This is a genomic window from Streptomyces sp. NPDC045431 (assembly GCF_040646655.1).
GTDB lineage: Bacteria > Actinomycetota > Actinomycetes > Streptomycetales > Streptomycetaceae > Streptomyces.
In genome coordinates this window covers 39,346-60,173 of record NZ_JBEZAQ010000023.1, presented here as the reverse complement: position 1 = coordinate 60,173, position 20,828 = coordinate 39,346, and the positions used below count along the sequence as shown (strand labels likewise).

Here is a 20,828-nt window from a genome sequence, read left to right as displayed (position 1 = left end):
CAGCGCGCGCCGGGGCGGGGCCGCTCCACTTCACGGGTGATGCGCGGGGGGATGGACGCCACACCCGGGCCCGTGATCACCTGCCGGAATGACCTCCGGAACGACCTCCTTCTGGACCGGCGAGCGGATACGCCTGCGCGGTATCGAGCCCGACGACTGGCGCGCGTTCATGCGCTTCGCCACGGACGAGGAGCGCCTGGGCGACCTGCTGGGCCCGCCCCGTTCCGCCGAGTCCCACCGCGCCTGGGCGCGGGAGCGGGCCGCCGCCCCGCCCGACGGCGACTGCTTCCAGCTGGTGATCGAAGCCACCGGCTCGGGGGAGGCGGTCGGCGCCGTCGGCACGAACCACGCCGACCCGCGAGCGGGCCGTTTCGAGTACGGCGTCACCATCGCCGCCGAGCACCGGGGCAAGGGCTACGCCTCGGAGGCGGTGGCACTGCTGCTGCGGTTCATGTTCGCCGAGCGGCGCTACCACAAGTGCGAGGCGCGGATCTTCGCGCACAACGAGGGCTCCCTCGCGCTGCACCGCCGCCTCGGCTTCGTGGAGGAGGGCCGCCTCCGCGACCACGTCTTCCTGGACGGCCGGCACCGCGACCTGGTGCTGATGGGCCTGCTCGCCGGGGAGTGGACGAAGTGCGGCAGCCCCGCTGTCGTTCTCGTCCCGGAGTAGCAGGCCCTCCACTGTTGTGTACGCCTGTACGCAACGATGCGTACACTCGTACACATGGGATACGGACTGCTGGCCGCGGCCATCGCCGCGGAGGTCGCCGGGACGACCGCCATGAAGTACAGCGAGGGGTTCAGCAGGCTGTGGCCCTCGCTGGGCGCGGTGGCCGGGTACCTGGTCGCCTTCGCGCTGCTCGCGCAGACCCTCAAGGTGATCCAGGTCGGCACGGCGTACGCGATCTGGGCCGGAGTGGGCACCGCGGCCGTCGCCGCGATCGGCATGCTCTTCCTCGGGGAGTCCACCGGCCTGGCCAAGCTCGTCGGGATCGCCTTCGTGATCGTCGGCGTCGTCCTGCTCAACCTCGGCGGGGCGCACTGATGGCGGCGGCGGCGACACGGCGGTACGACCCCGAGCGGCGCCAGCGGATCATCGACGCCGCGATCCGGGTGGTGGGCCGCGCCGGCATCGCCGGCCTGAGCCACCGCACCGTCGCCGCCGAGGCGGACGTACCGCTCGGCTCGACGACGTACCACTTCAAGACCCTCGACGACCTGCTCGTGGCGGCGCTCCGCCAGGCCAACGAGGGCTTCGCCAAGGTCGTACGCGCACACGGCGACGCCCTCACCGACCCCGCCCGCGACCTCGCCGCCGAGCTGGCCCGGCTGACCGGCGCGTGGCTGGGCGGCGACCGCACCGGTGTGGAGCTGGAGTACGAGCTCTACCTCGCCGCCCTGCGCCGCCCCGCACTGCGTGCCGTCGCCGCCGAGTGGGGCGAACAGGTCACCGAGCTCCTCACCCGACGCACCGACCCGCGCACGGCACGCGCCGTGATCGCGCTGCTCGACGGCATCTGCCTGCACGTGCTGCTGATGGGCGGCGCGTACGACGAGGAGTACGCGCGCGACGCCCTCGCCCGCATCCTCGGCACAGGCGCCGGCTCCGCTGCCGATAGCGCCGAGTAGGCGCCGAGTGGCTTCCCCGCCTGAGCAGGCCAAGTACTTCTGTTTCCGGCCCCGGCCCTGGAAGGGTGGCTGTTCCAACGACGAGCCGGTCCGGCGACGGACGGGCACCAGGGGGGTTCCATGGAAAGCGGTCTGAGGTTTCCTGCTGTCGGCTTACTCGTGCTCGCGATGACCGGCTGCGACAGCGGTGGGGACGCTGCTGTCGCCCCGAGGCCTGCCGTCTCCCCGACGGCCACGCAGGCGTCTCCCACTCCGCAGGCCACCGACAGGGCGGAACACATCGAGGGCGAGACGGTCACCCGAGCGCCCCAGCCGGCAACCGGAGGGAAGGTCCTGCTCAGTGCGCCTTCCACGGTCGTGTGGGCTGCGACGGTGGAACAGTGACCGGCCCCGGCGGCGCGAACAGCCGGAGCCGGGCAGAGCACGGACCGTCACGGCATGCGCCCACGGCGCTGGCCCTGGTTCAGGCTTCCCGGACCTACGGCGCACACCGGGCCGTGTCCGAGGTGACACTCCACGTCGGGGCGGGAGAGGTGGTGGGTCTTCTCGGTGCCAACGGCGCCGGGAAGACCACCCTCATGCGCATGGCGTGCGGCCTGATCCGCCCCAGCTCCGGAACCGTCGAGGTCTTCGGCAAGAAGCCCCCGCTCACCCTCACCGACGCCCGCAACGTCGGCGCGGCCCTCGACACCCCCGCCTTCTACCCCTGGATGACCGGCCCCGCGCAGCTGCGCAGCCTGCTGCACTCGTCCGGTGTCCCGGACCGGGGGCAGGTCGACCGCGCTCTGGAACGCGTGGGCCTCGACGACCAGCGGCGCAAACGCATCCGCGCCTACTCGCAGGGCATGCGCCACCGCCTGGCCCTGGCCGCCGCCCTGCTGCGGCAGCCGCGGCTGCTCATCCTCGACGAGCCCACGAACGCCCTCGACCCGCACGCCATCGCCCAGGTGCGCGCCATCATCCGCGAAGAGCAACAGCGCGGAACCGCCATCCTCATCTCCAGCCACCAGCTGGACGAGGTCCAGCGCCTGTGCCAGCGGGTCGTGGTCCTCGACCGCGGACGCGTCGCGGCGCAGGGCACTGTCCAGGACATCGGACTGGACGGGGCTACTTCGCTGGCCGAGTGGTTCTTCAACGTCAGCGGACACGAGGGGTCGTGGTGACGTTCTGGCATGCGGCCGCCGAATGGCACAAGTCCTTCTGGCGCCCGGTGACCCTGTTCCTGGTCGCCGTCATTGCGGCGGGGTGCGTCACGACCACCTTCTACGCCCAGATGTGGTGGTCGGGCACACTTCAAACCGCCCGGAGCAACGCCGAGTACAGCGAGAGCGGTGAGAGTCTCGCTGCGTGCAAGCGGCTCAATCCCACACCCGAGGGCCGGGACATCTGCGAGCGGACGGCTCCGCTGCAGAGGGCCAACGACCGTGAACAGCTGGCCTTGGCGGAGACCCACACGCCCAAGGCCGCCGCCGCCCAGACGCTTCCGGGCGCCTTCGGGTGGGCGGCCCAGGCCCTCGGGACAGCCCCCGGGCTGGTCCTGATGCTGACGCTCGCCGCCGTACACACGGCAGGCGAATGGCGGCGGCGTACGGCGACGGGGCTTCTGCTGGCCGATCCCGACGTACGCCGTCACATCGCGGCCAAGACGCTCGCAGTCTGGTCGACGGTAGTCGCGACCCTGGTCGCCTCAGGCCTGAGCGTCTACGTCTTCGCGCTGCTGAAGGGCCGCAGGAGCTATCCGCTGCACGAGCTGTACCTGCCCCGAGGTGCGGCGTGGGTCGACGCCGCGAGCATGGTGGCCGGGGCTCTGGCCATCGCCGCGGTGTGGTCGCTGGCCGCCGTGTCTCTTGCCGTGGCAACGCGAAGCCGGGCCCGGACGCTCGTGTACGGAGGAGCGCTGCTGCTCGCGCTCACGTGGAGTTCCGCGCTGCCCGTCTGGTCGTGGCTGCCGGGCGGAGTCCTCGCCGAAGCCATGGACGTCTCGTCCGCGTGGGTGATGTGGAACGCCTGGTGGCCCGACCCGTCCCCTGACGCGGGGGCGCCGTTCGCGGTGCGAGCGGTGTTGGTGTCGGTTGCTGCCGGCCTCGCGTGCTGGTGGCTGGTCCGGCGCGCTCGTACCCGGGCGGAGGCGCTGTGACGGGGCGTGGGCGTGGGGGTGGGCGCGGCCTGGCCTGGCGGGCGGAGCTGACCAAAGCGCTGTCCCCGACCGTCGTCGTCACCATGGCCGTCGCGCTCGCGGTCGCCATGGCGATGGAATGGTACGGCTACCGCGAGGCCTACTCCCGCTTCCGTGACAGCGATCCCGTCACGGCACCGGGTACGGTCGCGGGGGCGCTGTGGGCGGCGTCGCAGCAGTCGGGCACCCTCCTCGGGCTCGTGGTCATCGCGGCGTTGGCCGCCGCCCTGTACGCCACGGAGTCCGAATCCGGCACGTGGCCCCTCCTTCTGGTGGCGCGCCCGGGGCTTGCTCGGCTCCTCGCACGGAAGCTCCTGTGCGCGCTGGCGGTGAGCATCGCGTTCACCGCGGCTGTCGCCCTCGCTCTCTTCGTATCCGCGTATGCCGCGGAGGCGGCGGCAGGGGATACGGGCGCCCTCGCCGGGCGGGCCAGTTGGGATCCGCAGAGCCGGACCACGTGGGGGGACGCGGTCGAGGGCTTCGCACGGTCCCTTGTCGTCCAGGCCGTGTTCGCGGTGGTCGCGTTCGCCATGGCCGCCGTGACGCGTGACACGGTGATGACCTTCGCCGCCACCCTCGCTCCCGTTCTGGTCGCGGCACCCCTCGTCGGCATAGCGGGCCTCACGGCGTTCCACCCGCAGGCCTGGGCCGCCACCTGGCTGCACCTGTCGGACGAGGCCCAGTACAGCCTGTACCTCTGGACCAGGGAGCCCGCCTCGACCGCGACTCCAGGACTGGGGGGCCTGCTCGGGCTGGCCGCGGCCTACGCCCTGGCGCTCGCCTACTGCAGCCGCCCGCAACGCCTCTGACGCCCCCACACACGCCAACAGGGCGGCGTACGCCGACACTCGCGTCGGTGTACGCCGCCCTCGGTACGGGTGGTGGGACGAGCTGCGGGCCGGGGGCCCGCGGGGGCATCGGGGTTACCTCGGGTCCTGCTGGAACTTCGAGGTCGACCAGACGTAGCCGAGTACCGCGAGGCCCAGGCACCACCCCACCGCGAGCCATCCGTTGTGGCCGATCTCGGTGCCGAGCAGCAGGCCGCGCAGGGTCTCGATGGCGGGCGTGAAGGGCTGGTACGCGGCGATCGGCTGGAACCAGCCGGGCATCGCGTCGAGCGGTACGAAGGCGCTGGAGAGCAGCGGCAGCAGGATCAGGGGCAGCGCGTTGTTGCTGGCCGCCTCGGCGTTGGGGCTGATGAGGCCCATGCCGACGGCGATCCAGGTGAGCGCCAGGGCGAAGAGCACGAGCAGTCCGAAGGCCGCCAGCCACTCCAGGGCGGTGGCGTCGGTGGAGCGGAAGCCGATGGCCACGCCGACGGCGCCGACGAGGACCACGCTGACGATCGCCTGCAGCACGCTGCCGATGACGTGCCCGACGAGCACCGAAGCGCGGTGGATCGCCATCGTGCGGAAGCGGGCGATGATGCCCTCGGTCATGTCGTTGGAGACGGAGACCGCGGTGCCGACCACCGTGCTGCCGATGGTCATCAGCAGCAGCCCCGGGACGATGTACGCGACGTACTGGGAGCGGTCCGGAACGCCGCCGCCTATGCCCGCGCTCATCGTGTCGCCGAAGACGTAGACGAAGAGCAGCAGCAGCATGATCGGCGTGAGCAGCAGGTTCAGCGTGAGGGACGGGTAGCGCCGGGCGTGCAGGAGGTTGCGGCGCAGCATCGTGGAGGAATCGCGTACGGCGAGGGCGAAGGAGCTCATCGGACAGCCTCCTTGGGCTGGTGCGGCTGGTGCGGCTGGTGCGGCTGGAGGGACTGCTGAGGGGAGACGCCGCCGCCCGTCAGGGCGAAGAACACGTCGTCGAGGTCGGGGGTGTGCACGGTCAGCTCGTCCGCCTCGACGGCGGCCGAGTCAAGCCGGTCGAGGAGGGAGCGCAGCGCGCGCTGGCTGCCGTCGCTCGGGATCTGCAGGGCGAGGGCCTCGTCGTCCGGGGCCGCCCCGCGCAGTGCGGAGGCGGCGCTCCGGTACGCGGCCGGGTCGGTGAAGCGGAGCCGGACGTGTCCGCCGGGGACGAGCCGCTTCAGCTCCTCGGCGGTGCCCTCGGCGGCGATCCCGCCGTCGTTGAGCACGGCGATCCGGTCGGCGAGTTCGTCGGCCTCCTCCAGGTACTGGGTGGTGAGGAAGACGGTGACGCCGCCCGTGACCAGCTCGCGGATGATCTGCCACATGTTGTGCCGGGAGCGGGGGTCGAGGCCGGTGGTCGGCTCGTCGAGGAAGATGATCCGCGGGTCGCCGACCAGGGTCATGGCGATGTCGAGGCGGCGCTTCATGCCGCCGGAGTAGGTGGAGGCGGGCTTCTTCGCCGCCGCGGTGAGGTCGAAGCGCTCCAGCAGCTCGGCGGCGACCCGGCGGCCCTTCCGCCGGGAGAGGTGGTGCAGGTCCGCCATGAGGAGCATGTTCTCCTCACCGGTGATCAGGCCGTCGACGGCGGAGAACTGCCCGGTGACGCCGATCGCCGCGCGCACGGCCTGCGGGTCGGCCGCGAGGTCGTGGCCGCCGATGCGGACCGCGCCGGAGCCGGCGTCCGCCGTGATGAGCGTGGAGAGGATCTTCACGGCGGTGGTCTTGCCGGCGCCGTTCGGACCGAGCAGGGAGAAGATCGTTCCTTCGGGTACGGACAGGTCGACACCGTCGAGGACGACCTTGTCGCCGTAGGACTTGCGCAGCCCGTGCGCTGCGATGGCCAGGTTGGTCATGGTGGGGTGCTCCCTCTCTGCGAGATCTGCGAGATCTGCGAGCTCTGTGAGCCGCGGCTCAGATGCTGCGGGCGGCGATGTCGCCGTACGCGGTGGTCGCGTGGATGCTCAGAGGCGCGTCGTCGCCGCCGTCGGTGTTCTTCAGCGCGTTGTGGATCCGGCCGTACCCGGTGCCGGCGTCCAGGGCGGCGGAGACTCCCCGGGCGGCGCCGACCGCGATGTCGCCGTGCTCGGTGCGGAGCGTGACCTCGCCGCGTACGGCCTCGGTGATGCGGAGGTCGCCCTTCTGGGTGCGGATCTCCGCGGCGTCGCCCAGGCGGCCGACCGTGATGTCGCCGGCCTGGAGGACGAGGCGGGCGCCCGCGGTCTCGTCGAGCTTGACCGTGCCGTGCGCGGCCTCGAAGGTGACGTCCCCGAGCCGCCCGACGCCGCGGAGTTCGGCGCTGGCCGCCTGCACCTCGACGCGGGAGCCGGCGGGCAGCTGGACCGTCACCTCGACGGACCCGGAGGAGCCGAACAGCTGGTTCTTCGCCTCCGGGGCCTCGATCCGCAGGACGCCGTCACCGTACGAGACCCGGGTCTGCTCCGCGGCCTTCACGTCGCGGCTCTTGGAGGCGTCCGCGGGCAGGACCTCGACGGTGGTGTCGGCCCGGTCGGCCGCGATGAACCGGATGTGCCCGGCCGGGATGTCCAGGACGGCGGAGACCGGGGCGGGGGTGGTGAACGTCTGCATCGTGCGCTCCTTGGTGTCGCTGCGTTGTTTCCGACGAGAGAAACGCTACGTTGCATTCGTGGAACCGGCAACGACAGCGTTGCGACGAAACAAGAAAAGCGCAGGTCAGAGTAGCGAAATCGTTGCAATGGTTGAGAAAGTAACGCAACGTCACACCTACTGCACGTTGCAATGGGCTGGAAGTGAACGCTATGCTGGAGACCTCAAGGACCACACAAGGAGGCCGCGATGCCGGGAGGCAGGCTCACCGAGCAGGAACGCCAGCAGATCGCGCTGGGGCTGGCCGACGGCCTCGCGTACGCGGAGATCGCCAGGCGCCTCGACCGCCCGACGTCGACCATCACGCGCGAGGTCATGCGTAACGGCGGCCCCACCGCCTACCGCGCCGACCTCGCCCACCGCGCCACCGAACGCCGCGCGCACCGCCGCAGGCCGGCCGCCCCCCGAGGGGCAGGGGCGCCCGAGCAGAGCCCCGGGCGGGATATCGATGCCGTGCGCGAGTACGAGGAGGGGTTCACCACGCTCCTCATGCAGCAGGGCGTACCGAAGATGATGGCCCGGGTGCTGACCTGCCTGTTCACCACCGACGCCGGAAGCCTCACCGCGTCCGAACTGGTCCAGCACCTCCAGGTCAGCCCGGCGTCCATCTCCAAGTCGGTCGCGTTCCTCGAGGCGCAGGGCCTCATCCGCCGGGAACGTGACGAGCGCCGCCGCGAGCGCTACTTCGTCGACGACGGGGTCTGGTACCAGTCGATGATCTCGGCCGCCCAGTCCAACGCGCAGCTCGCCGCGACGGCCCGGGAGGGCGTCGGCGTCCTCGGGTCCGGCACCCCGGCGGCCGTCCGCCTGGAGAACGTCGCCCGCTTCCTCGACTTCGTCTCCGAGAGCATCCTCCGTGCTGCCGACCAGGCCCGCGACGTCCTCTACGCGAAGCCCCCGGCGGCCTCGGAGGGTACGGAGAAGGCGCCTTAGCCACCCTGGCGGCCCCCGAACGTGATCGCGCGCATCCAGGACAGGGCGACAGGGCGACAGAACGACAAAACGCCCATGTTGTAGGTTCAACGTTCCATCCGCGCGCGGTGATCGTGTTCACGTCTTTCCGCCTGGCGGAAGATCGTCGGAGTGGCGTAAATTCGCCATGTCCACCCGGTCGGCTGACCTCCGAAGCGGGTGGCTCACGGGGGAAGGTGAGCGGCACGCGGATCGCCTCGGCCATACGGCCAGGACGTCATCCGGTGTTTCGCGGCGGTGGCGGGTGAATGCGAAGACGGCATCACCCGACCCGCCCACCCCCGGACAGAGGACGTATCGATCCCTGGGGGACCACTCAATGCGCAAGTTGCGGGCCGTCGGCCCTCTCCTCACCACCGCTGTCGCGGCGGCGCTTCTCTCCGCCGGCATCGCCGCTCCCGCGGAGGCGGCGGGGCGCGGATGGCATGCGCACGTGCAGTGCACCAAGATGCGCATCTCGGACGACACCGCCCATGGCTTCGTACAGGGCCACGGTATCTCCGAGACGAAGCCGAACGCGTGGAAGGCCGCCATCAAGAACGCCAACGACCAGATGCCCACCGGCTACCGTGCGAAGCACTGCACGAAGAAGTCGATCAAGAGGGCGTGAGTCGATGAGGACGCGCACACTGACGTTCGGTCTGTACGCGGACGAGCAGGGGCTGGCATGGGTCAGGCGACTCGTCCAGGAGGCCGCGGCCTCCCGCAGCGCCCGGATCGTCCGGGAGACCGTCGCGCACACGCTCCCCGGGAGCGAGCTGTCGACCGCTGACGTGTACGGCATGCTGGCGGAGCAGTGGGCCTGGGAGCACCCCGGCCAGAGCGGCGGCGCACGGGAACCGGTCGAGCTGCGCGTCCACGTGGTGTGCTCCCTGCGGACGTGGCGGGCGATCCGCAAGACGGTGATCAGGAACATGTGCCCTGAAGGCACGGCGCCCCACGTGTGCCGTGTCCCGTGGATCGCTGCCTGAACCGCAACCGCCCCGTTCACAGATTCAGCGACCGGCACACCACCGCACCCACACACCACCACACCAGTAAACCAACAGCCTGGTCACGTCCCACGAAGACGAACAGACCACCGGCTGTCGCTGCGCCGCGCCCTGAGACCGGTGCGTCGCCAGCTCCGTCATCCCACACAGGAAAGTGAGTCAACCATGACCATACGAAACGGACTCAAGGCCGTCGCCGCCGCCGGTGTCATCGTCATGGCCGCCACCGCTCCGGCGCTGGCCAAGTCGGTCGACGTCAGCGGCGGTAGGTGGAGCTACGACGTCGGCGCCAACTACGCCTACTCGAACTTCTACCACAAGGTCAACTGGCACTCCTCCTCCGTCCACGGCAGGAGCTGGGCCTACAGCGGCTGCACCGAGAACAAGAAGTGGTCCAAGGCCTCGGTGGAGAAGTCGAGCATCCACCCCAACACCGCGCACTACGACGCCTCCTGCTGACGAGGCATCGGTCACCATCGCCCCGGTCGCGGGAGAACTCCTCTCCCGCGGCCGGTGCCGTGCATTCCCCGCCAACGTCCGACGAGACACGCGCTCCCCGAGCGCCCGGAACCAGGTAGCCGATGCTCCACCGAGGTATCAAGTTCGTCCACGCCGCCGTGTTGGCCGTCTCCGCGGTCATGGCCTTCCTCTTCGTACGCGGCCTGGACGAGGAGCTGGTGCTGGGCAATTCGGCCCAGGTCTGGGTCTTCGACTCCGATGACGCGGTGAGCGGCGCCGACATCGCCCGCGCGATCGCCTCCTTCTCGGACGATCACGGGGTCACGGTCGCCCGCGAGCTGCCCGACCTGAAGAACCCCGACCGCCTGCGGCACCTGTATCTGGCCCCCGGCGGCCCCGGGTCCGAGGCGGCGTCCTGGCTGGACGAGGGATATCCCCGGTTCGGCAGGCAGGTCGAGACGGACGTGCACCCGATCGCCGAGGTCGGACAGCGCGACCCGCGCGGCTACTACTACGTCTTCGGCCCGCCCGAGGCGGCGGGCGCACTGGCGGACGAGCTCTCCGAACTCGGCCTCCGCGTGAGCGTGCAGCACCCTCTCGCACCCGCGAACCTGCCCCTCCTCTTCTCGGGCGGAGACCTCTTCGGCTCGTTCTGGGTGGTCGCCCTCGCCGCGGTGACGATGACGGGCGCGAGCGTGCTGCTCGGCGCGAGGGCCTACGGGGTGCTGCGCCTCCAGGGCAAGTCCTTCATGGACCTCCTCCTCCGGGACCTCCGACAGGTGGCGCTGTTCTGGTCGGTCGCGGCCGGTGCCGTGGCGGCGGCGGCGCTCGGCTTCCTCCACCTCTACAACGGCCTCGCCTGGCTGGGACTGTTCGCCGCGGTGACCGCGTGCCTCGCCGGCCTGCTCGTCCTGTTCGTCCTGGCCGCCCACGCGGCCGCGCTCGCCCTGACCTTCAGGGTCGACGTGCTGCGCGCGCTCAAGGGCCGCCTGCCCGCGCGGGCCGCGTTCGTCGGGACGTACCTGGTGCGTGTCCCGGCGTTGCTGCTCGCCCTCGGCGTCGCCATGGACGTGGCCCTGACGGGACAGCACGTGCTGGCGCGCCAGGAAAGCCAGGACACCTACGCCCGGGCGGGAGACGCCGTGACCCTCCGCCTCAACGGCAGCCTGGTGGGCGAGGAGAAGCGGATGATCACCCAGGTGGGCGGGTGGCTGCGCCGCGCCGACGCGGCGGGCCAGGTCATCGTCGCCGGGCGCCGGGACCTCCAAAGCGTCTCCTCCGACGCGCCCCTGCCGCCGGGCGAGATACTCGTCGTCAACGACGCCTTCCTCGCGGCACAGCCGGTCCTCGACCCGAAGGGACACCGGTACGCACCGGCGGCACCCCGGCCCACAGCGCAAGGCGCGCGCCCGCAAGCCGCGCACCCGCAAGCCGCTCACGCGCAAGCCGCTCATGCGCAAGCCGCGAAACCCTGTGCTGCAGCCTGTGCGGTCCGGCTCATCGTCCCCGAGTCCCTCTCCGCCCACGCCCCCGCCCTCAGCGCGGCGGTCCCCGGCGTCTTCGGCCGCCTGGATCCGGACCTCCGCCGACGGCTCACGGTCGAGACGCTCCCGGCCAAGAGCGGCCAGCGCCTCTTCGGCTACAACTCCGGCAGCCTCAGCCCCAACACCGCCCACACCCCGGACGACGACCGGTCCCTGGTACGCGACCCGGTGCTCGTGGTGGTCCCCAACGGCTCGAAGATCCTCACCGACGACACCTATACCGCGTTCGCCACCCAGGACGGCATCGTCTTCCCCGACCCCGACGACGCCCTGAACGCCCTCGCGGCCGACAAGGACGACCTGCACACGTACGTGACGGCCGTGCGCCCGGTCCGGCACAGCGCCGCCCTGGCGCTGAGGGAGGCCGTCAACGACTTCCGGCTTCGGCTCTTCAACCTCGTCGCGGCCGTGGCCGTCCTCCTCATCACCGGCGTCGGAGTCTGCGTCATCCACGCCCGCAAGCACGCCCAGGCCATCTTCGCGCAGCACATCAGCGGTTGGAGGTTCACCAGGATCCACCGCCAGGTCCTCGCCGTCGAGGCGCTCCTCGCGGTCTTCCTCGCCGCGTGGGTGCCCTTCCAGGTGTGGCAGCAGAACCAGGACCTCGCGGAGTTCACCTCCCAGGGCATCCCCGCACCCTTCCCGCCCGTCCGGATCACCGCCTTGGACACCGGCGTCATCGCCGGACTGGTCACCGCCGAGGTCTGCGCCGTGCTCCTCGCGCTCGCGGTGTTCCACCGGCGCGTCGTCAAGGAGGGGGTGGCCGGGACGTGAGCCCCGAGCCCGTACCGCTGTCGCCGTATCTTCTCCACCCCGCAGGAGCACTGTCGTGATCGATATCGTGAAGCTCTCGAAGTCCTTCGGCACCCGGACCCTGTGGTCCGACGTCACCGCCACCGTCAGCCGCGGCGAGATGCTCGCGCTCGTCGGTCCCAGCGGATCGGGGAAGTCCACCCTCCTCAACTGCCTCGGCCTCCTCGACAAGCCGACCTCGGGGGCGATCCGCCACGACGGCAAGGACATCACCCGGTTCGGCGGACGCGAGACGCGCCTGTACCGTCGCGACGTTCTCGGTTACCTCTTCCAGAACTACGCCCTGATCGAGGAGTCGACCGTCGCCGCCAACCTGGAGATCGCCATCAGGCCACAGCGGACCACCCGGGGCGATACCCGTGCCGTCATCGCCGACGCCCTCGACCGTGTCGGGCTGGCGGGGCGGGAGGCGGAGAGGATCCACCACCTCAGCGGCGGAGAGCAGCAGCGTGTGGCGCTCGCCCGGCTCATCGTCAAGCAACCGGCGCTCGTCCTGGCCGACGAACCCACCGGCGCCCTCGACCGCGCCCACACCACAGCGGTCATGGACATCCTCCGCGAGATGAGCGAGGGCGGATGCGCCGTCGTCATCGCCACCCATGACGAGTACGTCCGCGACCGCTGCGACGCGGTCCTCACCGTCGGTGAGGACGCCGCGCTCACCGCCACCTCCACCACCCGAATACCTTCATGACCTCCCACATAGCCCCTGCCGACAGCAGCAGCCGCCGCCGCCCGCCCCTCTGGGCCGTTCCCGTCCTGTGGACCCTCGCCCTCGGCGCCTGGGGGCTGTCCCGGCAGCACAGCGTGTGGCGGGACGAGGCCGCGACCTGGCAGGTGGCCCAGCGGTCCACCGGCGAGATCTGGCACATGCTGGGCCAGGTCGACGTCGTACACGGCCTGTACTACCTGCTGATGCACGGCCTCTTCGCCACCTTCGGCGCCGGCACCACGACCCTCCGGCTTCCCTCCGTGCTGGCCATGGCGGTGGCGGCGGGCTGTGTGACGGTCATCGGCCGCCGACTGGCCGGGCCCTGGGTGGGCCTCGGGGCGGGGCTGGCGCTCGGACTGCTGCCGGCCGTGCAGTTCTACCTCCAGGAGGGGCGCCCGTACGCGCTCGTCGCCGCCGGCGCCGGGATCGCGACGCTGCTGCTGGTGACGGCCCTGCAAGGGCGGGCCTCGGCGGCGCACTGGACGGCGTACGGCGGCGCCGTCCTGCTGTGCGCGCTGCTGAACTGGCTCTCGCTGCTGATGCTGCCCGCCCACGCGGCGACCCTCGCCTGGACCCGGGCCGGGCGCGGCACCTGGGCGCGCTGGGCGGCGGCCTCGTCGTTCGCCATGGCGGGGGCGCTGCCGCTGATCCTGTTCAGCCGGACCCAGTCGGGCCAGGTGTCCTGGATCCCGCCGCTGACCTGGCACATGCTGATCGGCCCGGCGGTCCTGCTCGCGATCGGCGCCCTCGGCGCCCTCGCGGACCGGCCCTCCCACCCGGGCGGCCGCCTGTCGGTGGCGGCCGTCGGACTGCCGTTGCTCGCGGTGCCACAACTCGGCCTGATCGGCCTGTCCCTGTTCCAGCCGCTCTTCCTCGACCGGTACGTGCTCTTCAGCATGCTGGGGCTGGCGCTGCTGATCGGTACGGCGCTGGGCGCGGCCGTCCGCGCGCTCACGCCCCGGTTCCCGCGCGCGTCGTCGTGGCTCGTCCCGGTCGCGGTCACGGTGGCGGTGGTGGCGCTGCTGCCGCAGTCGCTGAGCAAGCGGTCCCCGGCCAGCCGCGTGGACGACGTCCTGGCGGTGTCGGCCGACGTGCGGCGGCTCAAGCACCCCGGAGACGCGGTGCTCTTCGTCCCGGCGGCCCGCCGCGACACCGCGCTCGTCTCCCCGGACGACTTCGCCGGCCTGAGCGACATAGCGCTTGCGGCGACCCCGGTCGCCTCCGGCACCCTGAAGGGCGAGGAGGCCGACCCGGCCCGGATACGCACCGCGATGCTGGCCCAGCACCGGATACTCCTGGTCACGGACGCGGCCAAGGTGGCCCGGCCGGTCTCGGCGGAACGGGACAGGGTGAAGACGGCCGTGCTGAAGGAGCACTTCCGCGCCGTGTCGGACGAGCAGGTCCGGGGACGCCGGGTGACGGTGTACGAGCGGCGCTCCGGCTAGGGCGTGCGTGTCCTGTCGGTCTGACCGGCTGAGACCGGCTGAGACCGGCTGAGTAAAACCAGGTGCGGCCGGTCGCCGCGATGGTGTGCGATGCGGGACATGACGATCGTTCTGAACGAGCCCGGCGTCGACGGGCTGACCGGGGCCGTGGACGCCCTCCGCGCATGGCAGGACGACCGCACGCCGCTGCAACTCCATCCGGGAGACCTCGGCTGGGCCTGGGCGCTGGGCGCGGAGAGGCTGGCCGCGGCCGTCCGCACCTGGAGCGTGGACGGACGGATCATTGCCGTCGGATACCTGGACGCCCCTGATCTGCTGCGCCTGACGACCGCACCGGACCTGCGACAGGACGGTGATCTGGCGCGCCAACTGCTGGCGGACCTCGATGATCCGGAGCGCAGGGTCCTGCCGCCCGGGAAGGTCGGCCTCGAAATCCCCAACGGCGCCCTGCTCCGCGAGGTCCTCTTGGAGGCGGGCTGGCATCTGGACGAGCCGTGGACGCCCCTGCGCCGCGACCTCGCCGAGCCGGTGACGGCCGCCGGCCTGCGGGTCGAGGTAGCCGGTCCGGAGACGGCGGGGGTGCGGACCGCGGTGCACCGCTCGGCGTTCGGCAGCCCGAGGTTCACCGAGGAGATCTGGCACGTCCTCGCGGCCGGGCCGGTCTACGCCGACGCCCGCTGCCTGATCGGCTACGACGACCAGGACAACGCGGTGGCCGCAGCGACGGTCTGGTCGGCCGGGCCCGGCAAGCCCGGCCTGCTGGAGCCGGTGGGCGTGCACGCCGACCATCGCGGTCGCGGCTACGGGACGGCGATCAGCGTCGCCGCTGCGGCGGCGCTGCGTGAACTGGGTGCGTCAAGCGCGCTCGTCAGCACCCCCAGCTCGAACGTTGCCGCCGTCGCCGCCTACAGGGCAGCTGGATACGAGCCGTTGCCCGAACGGCTGGACGTCAGCCGAGCCGCCTGAAAATGATCGGGCGGCGGTATCGGGCAGGCCGCGTCGCTGCCCCTGGCTGCGGCCGCACGCCCTTTGAGCGACAGGACACGCCTAGGCCGAGGGGTACCGGGGGAGGCCCCCGGTCAGGCCGCATTGGCGAAGCGCGTTCTGCACCCGGGGCAGTCGCCCGGCTCCGGGGAGCGGAAGGCGCGGTCGCAGGTGTCGCAGTTCTGGAGCGGGTCGGGGCGGTTGGGCCCCGGTGGCGCGGCGGGCAGCGGTGGCGGCAGCAGCGCCGTGAGCCGGTGGGCGAGGAGCCCGGCGGGCTGTTTCAGCTGCGCGGGCAGGTTGGCCGTCAGCGCCTGCCGTACGGCGTCGGGGTCGGCGTCCCGCTCCAACCAGGCCGCCACGGCGGGCGCCAGGCGCCGTACGTCCTGCTCGGCGAGCAACAGCCGGGGCTCGTGGCGCCGCAACCCGGCGAGGAGGTCGGTGGCCAGGCGGTGGCGCTCCAGGTCGTGGGCCTGGGGCTGAGGAAGCGGCGGCGGAGGAGCTTTTACGGGCGCGGGCTCGGGCGCGGGCGCGGGCTCCGATTCGGGTTCCGGTTCCGGTTCCGGTACAGGCGGCACCGGCTCAGGCTCCTGGGGTGCCGACACCGCACGCGGCTGGTTGTACGAGACCGTCCGCGTGACCAGCTTGCCGCTGGGCAGCCGCACCCGCGTGCGCTCCAGGTAGCCGAACTCCTCCAGCTCCCGCAGCGTCTCCGCGATCCGGGCTTCGCTGTCCGGGAAGCGTTCCGCCAGCGCCTTGATGCCGACCTTCGCCCCTTCGGGCAGCGACTGGATGTGAACCGCCAGCCCGATCGCGGCCATCGACATCTCGCGGTGCTGGGCGAGGTGGTTGCCCACGACGGTGAAGCGGCTGCGGTGCACGGTCTTGACGTGGGTCACCCCGAAGGCGGCGATGCGTCCGGGAACACGGGACGACGCGCGCGAGGGCGCGCTAACCTGCGCAGTATCCATCGGGAAGGTGCTACTTCCTTGGTGGCCAGGCCCTCGATCGGGATGCCACTCCCGGCCGGGGGCCGACGCATGTCGGTGGGTTGTCGCGGCGAGCATATGCCCGCCAACCCGCCTTAAATCCAGCCGAATCCGGAAACCTCACCCGTGTGAGTGAGCCGGGGGCAGGGTGGGGTGGGGAGGGTTTTTCCCGGTCCTTTTCGAGGGCCTTAAAAGCTTTTGCGTCGTGCGCCACCGCGTCGCGCTCCACCGGGTCGTGGAAAACCGCGACCCGGTGAAGCCGGTCACGGTAGGAGGTCGAGTTCGGCCCAGACGGTCTTGCGCGGCACGGGCCCCAGCGCCACGCCCCACCGGTCCGCGAGCGCCTCCACGATCAGGAGCCCCCGCCCCGCCTCCGAGTCACTGGCCGGTACGGCGACGGCCCCGGGCCCGGGCGGCAGACGGTCACTCCGGGTGTCGGTGACCTCGATGCGCAGGCGCTTGCCCTCGCCCTCGACCGCCAGGTCCAACCGGAAGTCCCTGCCGGGCACGCGGCCGTGGACGGTGGCGTTGGTGGCGAGCTCCGCGACGATCTGCGCGGCCGCCTCCGACTCCACGCCCCAGTCGCTCAGTTGCGCCGATGTCAGGAGCCGGGCGAGCCGGGCGCCTCGGCGAGTGGGGGAGAGCAGCACGGTGAACTGCCGTGCGGTAGCGGAACGTTCAGTTCGGGTGATTTCCAGATTCACGTGACTCAGAGTGGCGGGTTGGCGCTTACGCTGAAAGAAGCGACGCCTGTACGGAGAGTGACTGTCCAGGTGAGGTACGACCATGTCCAACCTGTACGGCGTCGCGCGGAGGCACGGCACGGACACGGGTGAAGGTGGTGTCGTATGACGGATGAACCGGACCAGGACGTCGACCTGGAGGACGACGACTCGGGCGCGGTGATCGCGGCAGTCGGCCGCCAGATCCGACTTTGGCGCGAGGCCGCGGGCATGAGCGCGGCGGAGCTCGGCAGGGCGATCGGCTACAGCGAGAACCTGGTCTACAAGGTGGAGGGGGGCAAGCGGATCCCGCAACCGGAGTTCCTGGACAAGGTGGACGAGGTCCTGAACGCGGGCGGCAGGATCGCCGCGATGAAGAAGGACGTGGCGGAGGCGAGGTACCCGAAGAAAGTCCGAGACCTCGCGAAGCTGGAGGCGGACGCCATCGAGATCGGTGCGTACGCAAGCGTCGTAATCGACGGTCTTCTCCAGACGGAGGAGTACGCGCGTGCGCTGTACCGGGAGCGCCGACCGGCGTTCTCTGAGGACCAGGTGGAGCGGCTGGTAGCCGCCCGCATGGCCCGGCAGGCGGTCTTCGAGCGAGAGCCCGCGCCCCTCCTGACCTTTGTCCAGGAAGAGGCGACGCTGAGGCGGCCCACCGGCGGCAAAATGGTGTTGCGTCGCCAGCTCGAACGCCTGCTAGAACTGAGCGCGTTGAGGCACGTCGAGATCCAGGTCATGCCGATCGAGACGGAGGAACATGCGGGTCTGGGCGGTCCTCACAACGTGCTTAAGCTCAGGGACGGTACAGCTGTGGCGCATAGCCAGGCGCAGCTCCACAGCCGACTGATCACGGATCCCAGGGAGGTCCAGATCCTTGAGATGCGGTATGGCTTGATCAGGTCGCAGGCACTCACGCCTCGGCTGTCGCGGACGTTCATCGAGAAATTGCTGGGAGAGACATGAGAGTGCAGCCCTCGACCGGAGACCCTTCCGAGCTGACGTGGGTCAAGAGCAGCTACAGCACCAACGACGGCCCCGCCTGTGTCGAGGTGGCGGCCACGACCAGCGCGGTCCACGTCCGGGACTCCAAGAACATTCCCGGCCCCCGGCTCGGCTTCACGCCCACCACCTGGGCGGACTTCGTCACCTACGCCACTGGAGGCTGACATGACTGACCTGACCTGGGTCAAGAGCAGCTACAGCAGCAACGACGGCCCCGAGTGCGTCGAGGTCGCCGCCGCGCCCCAGGCGGTCCACGTCCGGGACTCCAAGAACGTCCCGGGGCCGAAGCTCCGCTTCACGCCCACCGCGTGGGCGGACTTCGTGACGCACGCGAGCGCGAGCTGAACCGCGCCCCGGGCCGGGCCGGGGCGCGAGGCTCTACTTCTCGGTGACGGTCACCTTCTCGTCGTTCTGGATCTGCTTCACCAGCTGCTGCACCTTCGCCTTGTCCCAGACGAGGTTGCCGCCACGGCTGCCGTTGATGGGCATGTTCATCGACGTGCCCTCGCCGCCGCTGATGCCCTTCATCGCGAAGAACATCTCGCCGAGGTCGAAGAGCGACATGTCCTTGTCGACGATGAGGGTGTCCAGTCCCGCGCCCAGCGTCGGGTAGAGCTTGAACGGGTTGAGGATGGTGCCCGGGGTGGCGGCCTGGCTGGCGAGGGCCGACAGGAACTTCTGCTGGTTCTTCGTACGGGCGAGGTCCGACTCGGCGAAGGCGTACCGGGTGCGGACGAAGGCGAGGGCCTGCTCGCCGTTGAGGGTCTGCTTGCCGGCCTGGAAGTCGGCGCCGGACTTCTTGTCCTTGAAGCCCTTCTCGATGTTCATCTCGACGCCGCCGAGCGAGTCGACGATGTTGGCGAAACCGGCGAAGCCGATCTCCGCGTAGTGGTCGATGCGCAGCCCGGTGTTGTGCTCGACGGTGCGGACGAGCAGCTCGGGGCCGTCCTCGGCGTACGCGGCGTTCAGCTTCACGCGGCGGCCCTGGGCGGGGAAGGTCTTGCCGGACTGGGAGCCGACGAAGGACGGGATCTCCACGTCCGAGTCGCGCGGCAGCGAGATCATGGTGTTGCCGCTGGAGCAGGCCGCCAGGATCATCATCGAGTCGGTGCGCTTGCCGTCGGCGGAGCCGGTGTGCAGCCGCTTCTTGTCGTCGGCGGTCATGCCCTCGCGGCTGTCGGAGCCGACGATCAGGTACGTGGTGCAGTCGCCCTCCGCCGGGCGGTCGATGACCTTGGCGAGGTCGACCTCGCGGCGCATCTTGCCGTCGGCCCAGAAGTACGTGCCGATGGTGGTGCCGAGGACGGCCACCAGGACCACGATGGAGCCGACCTTGATCCGACGGCGCCAGTCGGGCGCCGGGCCCGGGGCGCGTACGGAGCCACGGTCGGGGACGCGGGGCCCGCCGCCGCGGGGGCCGCCGGGCCGGGGGCCCTGCGGGGTGCCGTAGACCTGGCCTGTGTTGTAACCGCTGTCGTACGCCGCCGGTGCCTGCGGCGGCACGGCGGCAGCGTGCGGGGCCCCCGCCGGCTGCGGCGGGACCGCTTGCGGCGGCACCGCCGGGCGGCGCCGCACGTGCGGCATGGACCGTACGCCCTCGGGCTGGGCATCGGCGCTGCCACGGCCGTAACGGGCGTTGCGGTCGTCGGACCATCCTTCAGGCCAGTCATTCATGCGGACCAGTGTGCAGGCCGCCCAGGTCAGGCCGACAGGGCGGGTGGGATTCCGCAGCGGGGCTGTAGCGAAGCTGATGCAATGAAGCCGTAACGTACTCGGGCATAGGGTGGAGGGCATGACAGATCAGGCCCCGCCGCAGGGCGTCCAGCTGGAGGGAAAGCCCACGTCGGCCTCCCGTACGACCCTCAGCCACATCATGACCGGCAGTGACACCAATCTCCTCGGGACGGTGCACGGCGGCGTGATCATGAAGTTGGTGGACGACGCGGCGGGCGCCGTCGCGGGCCGGCACTCCGGCGGCCCGGCCGTGACCGCGTCCATGGACGAGATGGTGTTCCTGGAGCCGGTCCGCGTAGGTGACCTTGTTCACGTCAAGGCCCAGGTCAACTGGACCGGGCGGTCCTCGATGGAGGTCGGCGTCCGCGTCCTGGCCGAGCGCTGGAACGAGTCCACCCCGGCGACCCAGGTCGGCTCGGCGTACCTCGTCTTCGCGGCCGTCGACGCGGACGGCAAGCCCCGCCCCGTACCGCCGGTCATACCGGAGACGGAGCGTGACAAGCGTCGCTACCAGGAGGCCCAGATCCGCCGCACGCACCGCCTGGCACGCCGCCGCGCGATCAAGGAACTGCGCGAGAAGCGCGCGGCGGAGGGCATCGAGGACTGACCCCCCGGGACCCGTCGGCCCTGAGCCTGTCACCGCCGTTCTGGTCCCGCCTGCCGTTAACCGAACAAGTGGCTGATTCCGCCTTGGCCGTCTGCTCCGTTCCACACCACGGCCCCCAACCAGATGGGGAACCAGAACACCTGCTCCGGCAGGACGGTGCCGGCGATCAACCAGACGACCGGCAGGGCGGCGAACACCAGGCAGCAGCAGAAGCGACTCCTGCCGGAAGCGGACGACTGTCGTGTGGGATGTGTAGGCACGTCGCGAAGGTAGGCGGTACTCGCGATCCATGCATGAGTACCCGTACTTACGGCGTCAAGCCGCAGGGGCGAAGCGGTGGTTTGGTCAGCCGGCTCCGGCATGCAACGGCCCAACGAGGTGGGGCGCGCTCACGGCCCGCCACCGCTGCTGTGACGCACGACTCGGCCGAATGATTCAAGCCGTCTTCGGGCACGCGTACCCGCCCGAAAACCGCCGCGATCCCAGCCTCCGAGGGGGGTTCGCCCCATATCGGGCCGTATGGGCGCCGAAGCGGTAGGACTCATTCCACCCCACATACGTTCGAA

25 protein-coding genes are annotated in these 20,828 nt (G+C 71.0%); 18 read left to right on the top strand and 7 right to left on the bottom strand.

Annotated features, from left to right (window positions below; translation table 11 throughout):
- The first annotated feature begins 88 nt into the window (after positions 1 to 88).
- The 6 genes from AB0A69_RS30500 to AB0A69_RS30475 all read left to right on the top strand — a co-directional run bounded on the left by AB0A69_RS30500 (position 89) and on the right by AB0A69_RS30475 (position 4,614).
- Positions 89 to 670 (top strand): GNAT family protein, encoded by a 582-nt coding sequence (locus AB0A69_RS30500; RefSeq protein WP_361428737.1) that lies wholly within the window; start codon positions 89 to 91, stop codon positions 668 to 670.
- A gap of 54 nt (positions 671 to 724) precedes the next feature.
- A complete protein-coding gene (locus tag AB0A69_RS30495; RefSeq protein WP_361428735.1) occupies positions 725 to 1,045 on the top strand; it encodes a multidrug efflux SMR transporter in 321 nt (106 codons plus the stop codon).
- Positions 1,045 to 1,629, top strand: a complete 585-nt coding sequence (locus tag AB0A69_RS30490; protein WP_361428733.1) for a TetR family transcriptional regulator — start codon at positions 1,045 to 1,047, stop codon at positions 1,627 to 1,629. Before AB0A69_RS30495 ends, AB0A69_RS30490 begins: the two co-directional genes overlap by 1 nt.
- Before the next feature lie 65 nt (positions 1,630 to 1,694).
- Positions 1,695 to 2,792, top strand: a complete 1,098-nt coding sequence (locus tag AB0A69_RS30485) for an ATP-binding cassette domain-containing protein (RefSeq protein WP_361428731.1) — start codon at positions 1,695 to 1,697, stop codon at positions 2,790 to 2,792.
- Entirely contained in the window at positions 2,789 to 3,766 is a 978-nt protein-coding gene (locus tag AB0A69_RS30480; protein WP_361428729.1) for a hypothetical protein, read from the top strand. Before AB0A69_RS30485 ends, AB0A69_RS30480 begins: the two co-directional genes overlap by 4 nt.
- Positions 3,763 to 4,614, top strand: a complete 852-nt coding sequence (locus AB0A69_RS30475; RefSeq protein ID WP_361428727.1) for a hypothetical protein — start codon at positions 3,763 to 3,765, stop codon at positions 4,612 to 4,614. The genes AB0A69_RS30480 and AB0A69_RS30475 overlap by 4 nt, the downstream gene beginning before the upstream one ends.
- Before the next feature lie 114 nt (positions 4,615 to 4,728).
- Here the strand turns inward: AB0A69_RS30475 and AB0A69_RS30470 are convergent, their stop codons facing one another.
- The 3 genes from AB0A69_RS30470 to AB0A69_RS30460 are packed head-to-tail and all read right to left on the bottom strand — an operon-like array spanning position 4,729 to position 7,248.
- Positions 4,729 to 5,520 (bottom strand): ABC transporter permease, encoded by a 792-nt coding sequence (locus AB0A69_RS30470; RefSeq protein ID WP_355362237.1) that lies wholly within the window; start codon positions 5,518 to 5,520, stop codon positions 4,729 to 4,731.
- Positions 5,517 to 6,515, bottom strand: a complete 999-nt coding sequence (locus AB0A69_RS30465; protein WP_361428724.1) for an ATP-binding cassette domain-containing protein — start codon at positions 6,513 to 6,515, stop codon at positions 5,517 to 5,519. The genes AB0A69_RS30470 and AB0A69_RS30465 overlap by 4 nt, the downstream gene beginning before the upstream one ends.
- Before the next feature lie 58 nt (positions 6,516 to 6,573).
- A complete protein-coding gene (locus AB0A69_RS30460) occupies positions 6,574 to 7,248 on the bottom strand; it encodes a DUF4097 family beta strand repeat-containing protein (RefSeq protein WP_361428722.1) in 675 nt (224 codons plus the stop codon).
- A gap of 228 nt (positions 7,249 to 7,476) precedes the next feature.
- Here AB0A69_RS30460 and AB0A69_RS30455 point away from each other — a divergent pair, with 228 nt between their 5' ends.
- The 8 genes from AB0A69_RS30455 (at position 7,477) to AB0A69_RS30420 (ending at position 15,190) form a co-directional block, all read left to right on the top strand.
- On the top strand, positions 7,477 to 8,220 hold the full coding sequence (locus AB0A69_RS30455) for a helix-turn-helix domain-containing protein (protein ID WP_361428720.1): 744 nt from the start codon (positions 7,477 to 7,479) through the stop codon (positions 8,218 to 8,220).
- A gap of 358 nt (positions 8,221 to 8,578) precedes the next feature.
- Entirely contained in the window at positions 8,579 to 8,869 is a 291-nt protein-coding gene (locus tag AB0A69_RS30450) for a hypothetical protein (protein WP_355362245.1), read from the top strand.
- Positions 8,870 to 8,873: 4 nt separating this feature from the next.
- Positions 8,874 to 9,230, top strand: coding sequence for a hypothetical protein (locus AB0A69_RS30445; protein WP_361428718.1), 357 nt, complete (start codon positions 8,874 to 8,876; stop codon positions 9,228 to 9,230).
- Positions 9,231 to 9,416: 186 nt separating this feature from the next.
- Positions 9,417 to 9,710 carry a lactococcin 972 family bacteriocin gene (locus tag AB0A69_RS30440; protein WP_355362249.1) on the top strand — a complete coding sequence of 98 codons (294 nt, stop codon included), beginning with the start codon at positions 9,417 to 9,419 and terminating at the stop codon, positions 9,708 to 9,710.
- Positions 9,711 to 9,832: 122 nt separating this feature from the next.
- Entirely contained in the window at positions 9,833 to 12,028 is a 2,196-nt protein-coding gene (locus tag AB0A69_RS30435) for a hypothetical protein (RefSeq protein WP_361428716.1), read from the top strand.
- Positions 12,029 to 12,083: 55 nt separating this feature from the next.
- On the top strand, positions 12,084 to 12,761 hold the full coding sequence (locus tag AB0A69_RS30430) for an ATP-binding cassette domain-containing protein (RefSeq protein ID WP_361428714.1): 678 nt from the start codon (positions 12,084 to 12,086) through the stop codon (positions 12,759 to 12,761).
- Positions 12,758 to 14,224, top strand: a complete 1,467-nt coding sequence (locus AB0A69_RS30425) for a glycosyltransferase family 39 protein (protein WP_361428712.1) — start codon at positions 12,758 to 12,760, stop codon at positions 14,222 to 14,224. The genes AB0A69_RS30430 and AB0A69_RS30425 overlap by 4 nt, the downstream gene beginning before the upstream one ends.
- 99 nt (positions 14,225 to 14,323) lie before the next feature.
- Complete coding sequence (locus AB0A69_RS30420) at positions 14,324 to 15,190, top strand: GNAT family N-acetyltransferase (protein ID WP_361428710.1); 867 nt, start codon at positions 14,324 to 14,326, stop codon at positions 15,188 to 15,190.
- 113 nt (positions 15,191 to 15,303) lie between these two features.
- Here AB0A69_RS30420 and AB0A69_RS30415 read toward each other — a convergent pair whose 3' ends face one another.
- Together AB0A69_RS30415 and AB0A69_RS30410 are read right to left on the bottom strand one after the other, a co-directional pair.
- Positions 15,304 to 16,176: a helix-turn-helix domain-containing protein gene (locus tag AB0A69_RS30415; protein WP_361428708.1), complete on the bottom strand. Its 873-nt coding sequence runs from the start codon at positions 16,174 to 16,176 to the stop codon at positions 15,304 to 15,306.
- Between the two features lie 281 nt (positions 16,177 to 16,457).
- Positions 16,458 to 16,898 (bottom strand): ATP-binding protein, encoded by a 441-nt coding sequence (locus AB0A69_RS30410; RefSeq protein ID WP_361428706.1) that lies wholly within the window; start codon positions 16,896 to 16,898, stop codon positions 16,458 to 16,460.
- A 144-nt stretch (positions 16,899 to 17,042) separates the two neighbouring features.
- Here AB0A69_RS30410 and AB0A69_RS30405 point away from each other — a divergent pair, with 144 nt between their 5' ends.
- Genes AB0A69_RS30405 through AB0A69_RS30395 form a run of 3 tightly spaced genes read left to right on the top strand, consistent with a single transcriptional unit; the run spans position 17,043 to position 18,266 of the window.
- Positions 17,043 to 17,882: a helix-turn-helix transcriptional regulator gene (locus AB0A69_RS30405; protein ID WP_361428704.1), complete on the top strand. Its 840-nt coding sequence runs from the start codon at positions 17,043 to 17,045 to the stop codon at positions 17,880 to 17,882.
- Positions 17,879 to 18,085 (top strand): DUF397 domain-containing protein, encoded by a 207-nt coding sequence (locus tag AB0A69_RS30400; protein WP_361428702.1) that lies wholly within the window; start codon positions 17,879 to 17,881, stop codon positions 18,083 to 18,085. The genes AB0A69_RS30405 and AB0A69_RS30400 overlap by 4 nt, the downstream gene beginning before the upstream one ends.
- 1 nt (position 18,086) lies before the next feature.
- Positions 18,087 to 18,266, top strand: a complete 180-nt coding sequence (locus AB0A69_RS30395; RefSeq protein ID WP_361428700.1) for a DUF397 domain-containing protein — start codon at positions 18,087 to 18,089, stop codon at positions 18,264 to 18,266.
- Between the two features lie 33 nt (positions 18,267 to 18,299).
- Here the strand turns inward: AB0A69_RS30395 and AB0A69_RS30390 are convergent, their stop codons facing one another.
- Positions 18,300 to 19,595 (bottom strand): LCP family protein, encoded by a 1,296-nt coding sequence (locus AB0A69_RS30390; protein ID WP_361428698.1) that lies wholly within the window; start codon positions 19,593 to 19,595, stop codon positions 18,300 to 18,302.
- Between the two features lie 118 nt (positions 19,596 to 19,713).
- Here AB0A69_RS30390 and AB0A69_RS30385 point away from each other — a divergent pair, with 118 nt between their 5' ends.
- On the top strand, positions 19,714 to 20,262 hold the full coding sequence (locus AB0A69_RS30385; protein WP_355362269.1) for an acyl-CoA thioesterase: 549 nt from the start codon (positions 19,714 to 19,716) through the stop codon (positions 20,260 to 20,262).
- 56 nt (positions 20,263 to 20,318) lie between these two features.
- Here AB0A69_RS30385 and AB0A69_RS30380 read toward each other — a convergent pair whose 3' ends face one another.
- The gene (locus tag AB0A69_RS30380; protein WP_361428696.1) at positions 20,319 to 20,522 is read right to left on the bottom strand and encodes a hypothetical protein; all 204 of its coding nucleotides are present in this window, start codon (positions 20,520 to 20,522) and stop codon (positions 20,319 to 20,321) included.
- Between the last annotated feature and the right edge of the window lie 306 nt (positions 20,523 to 20,828).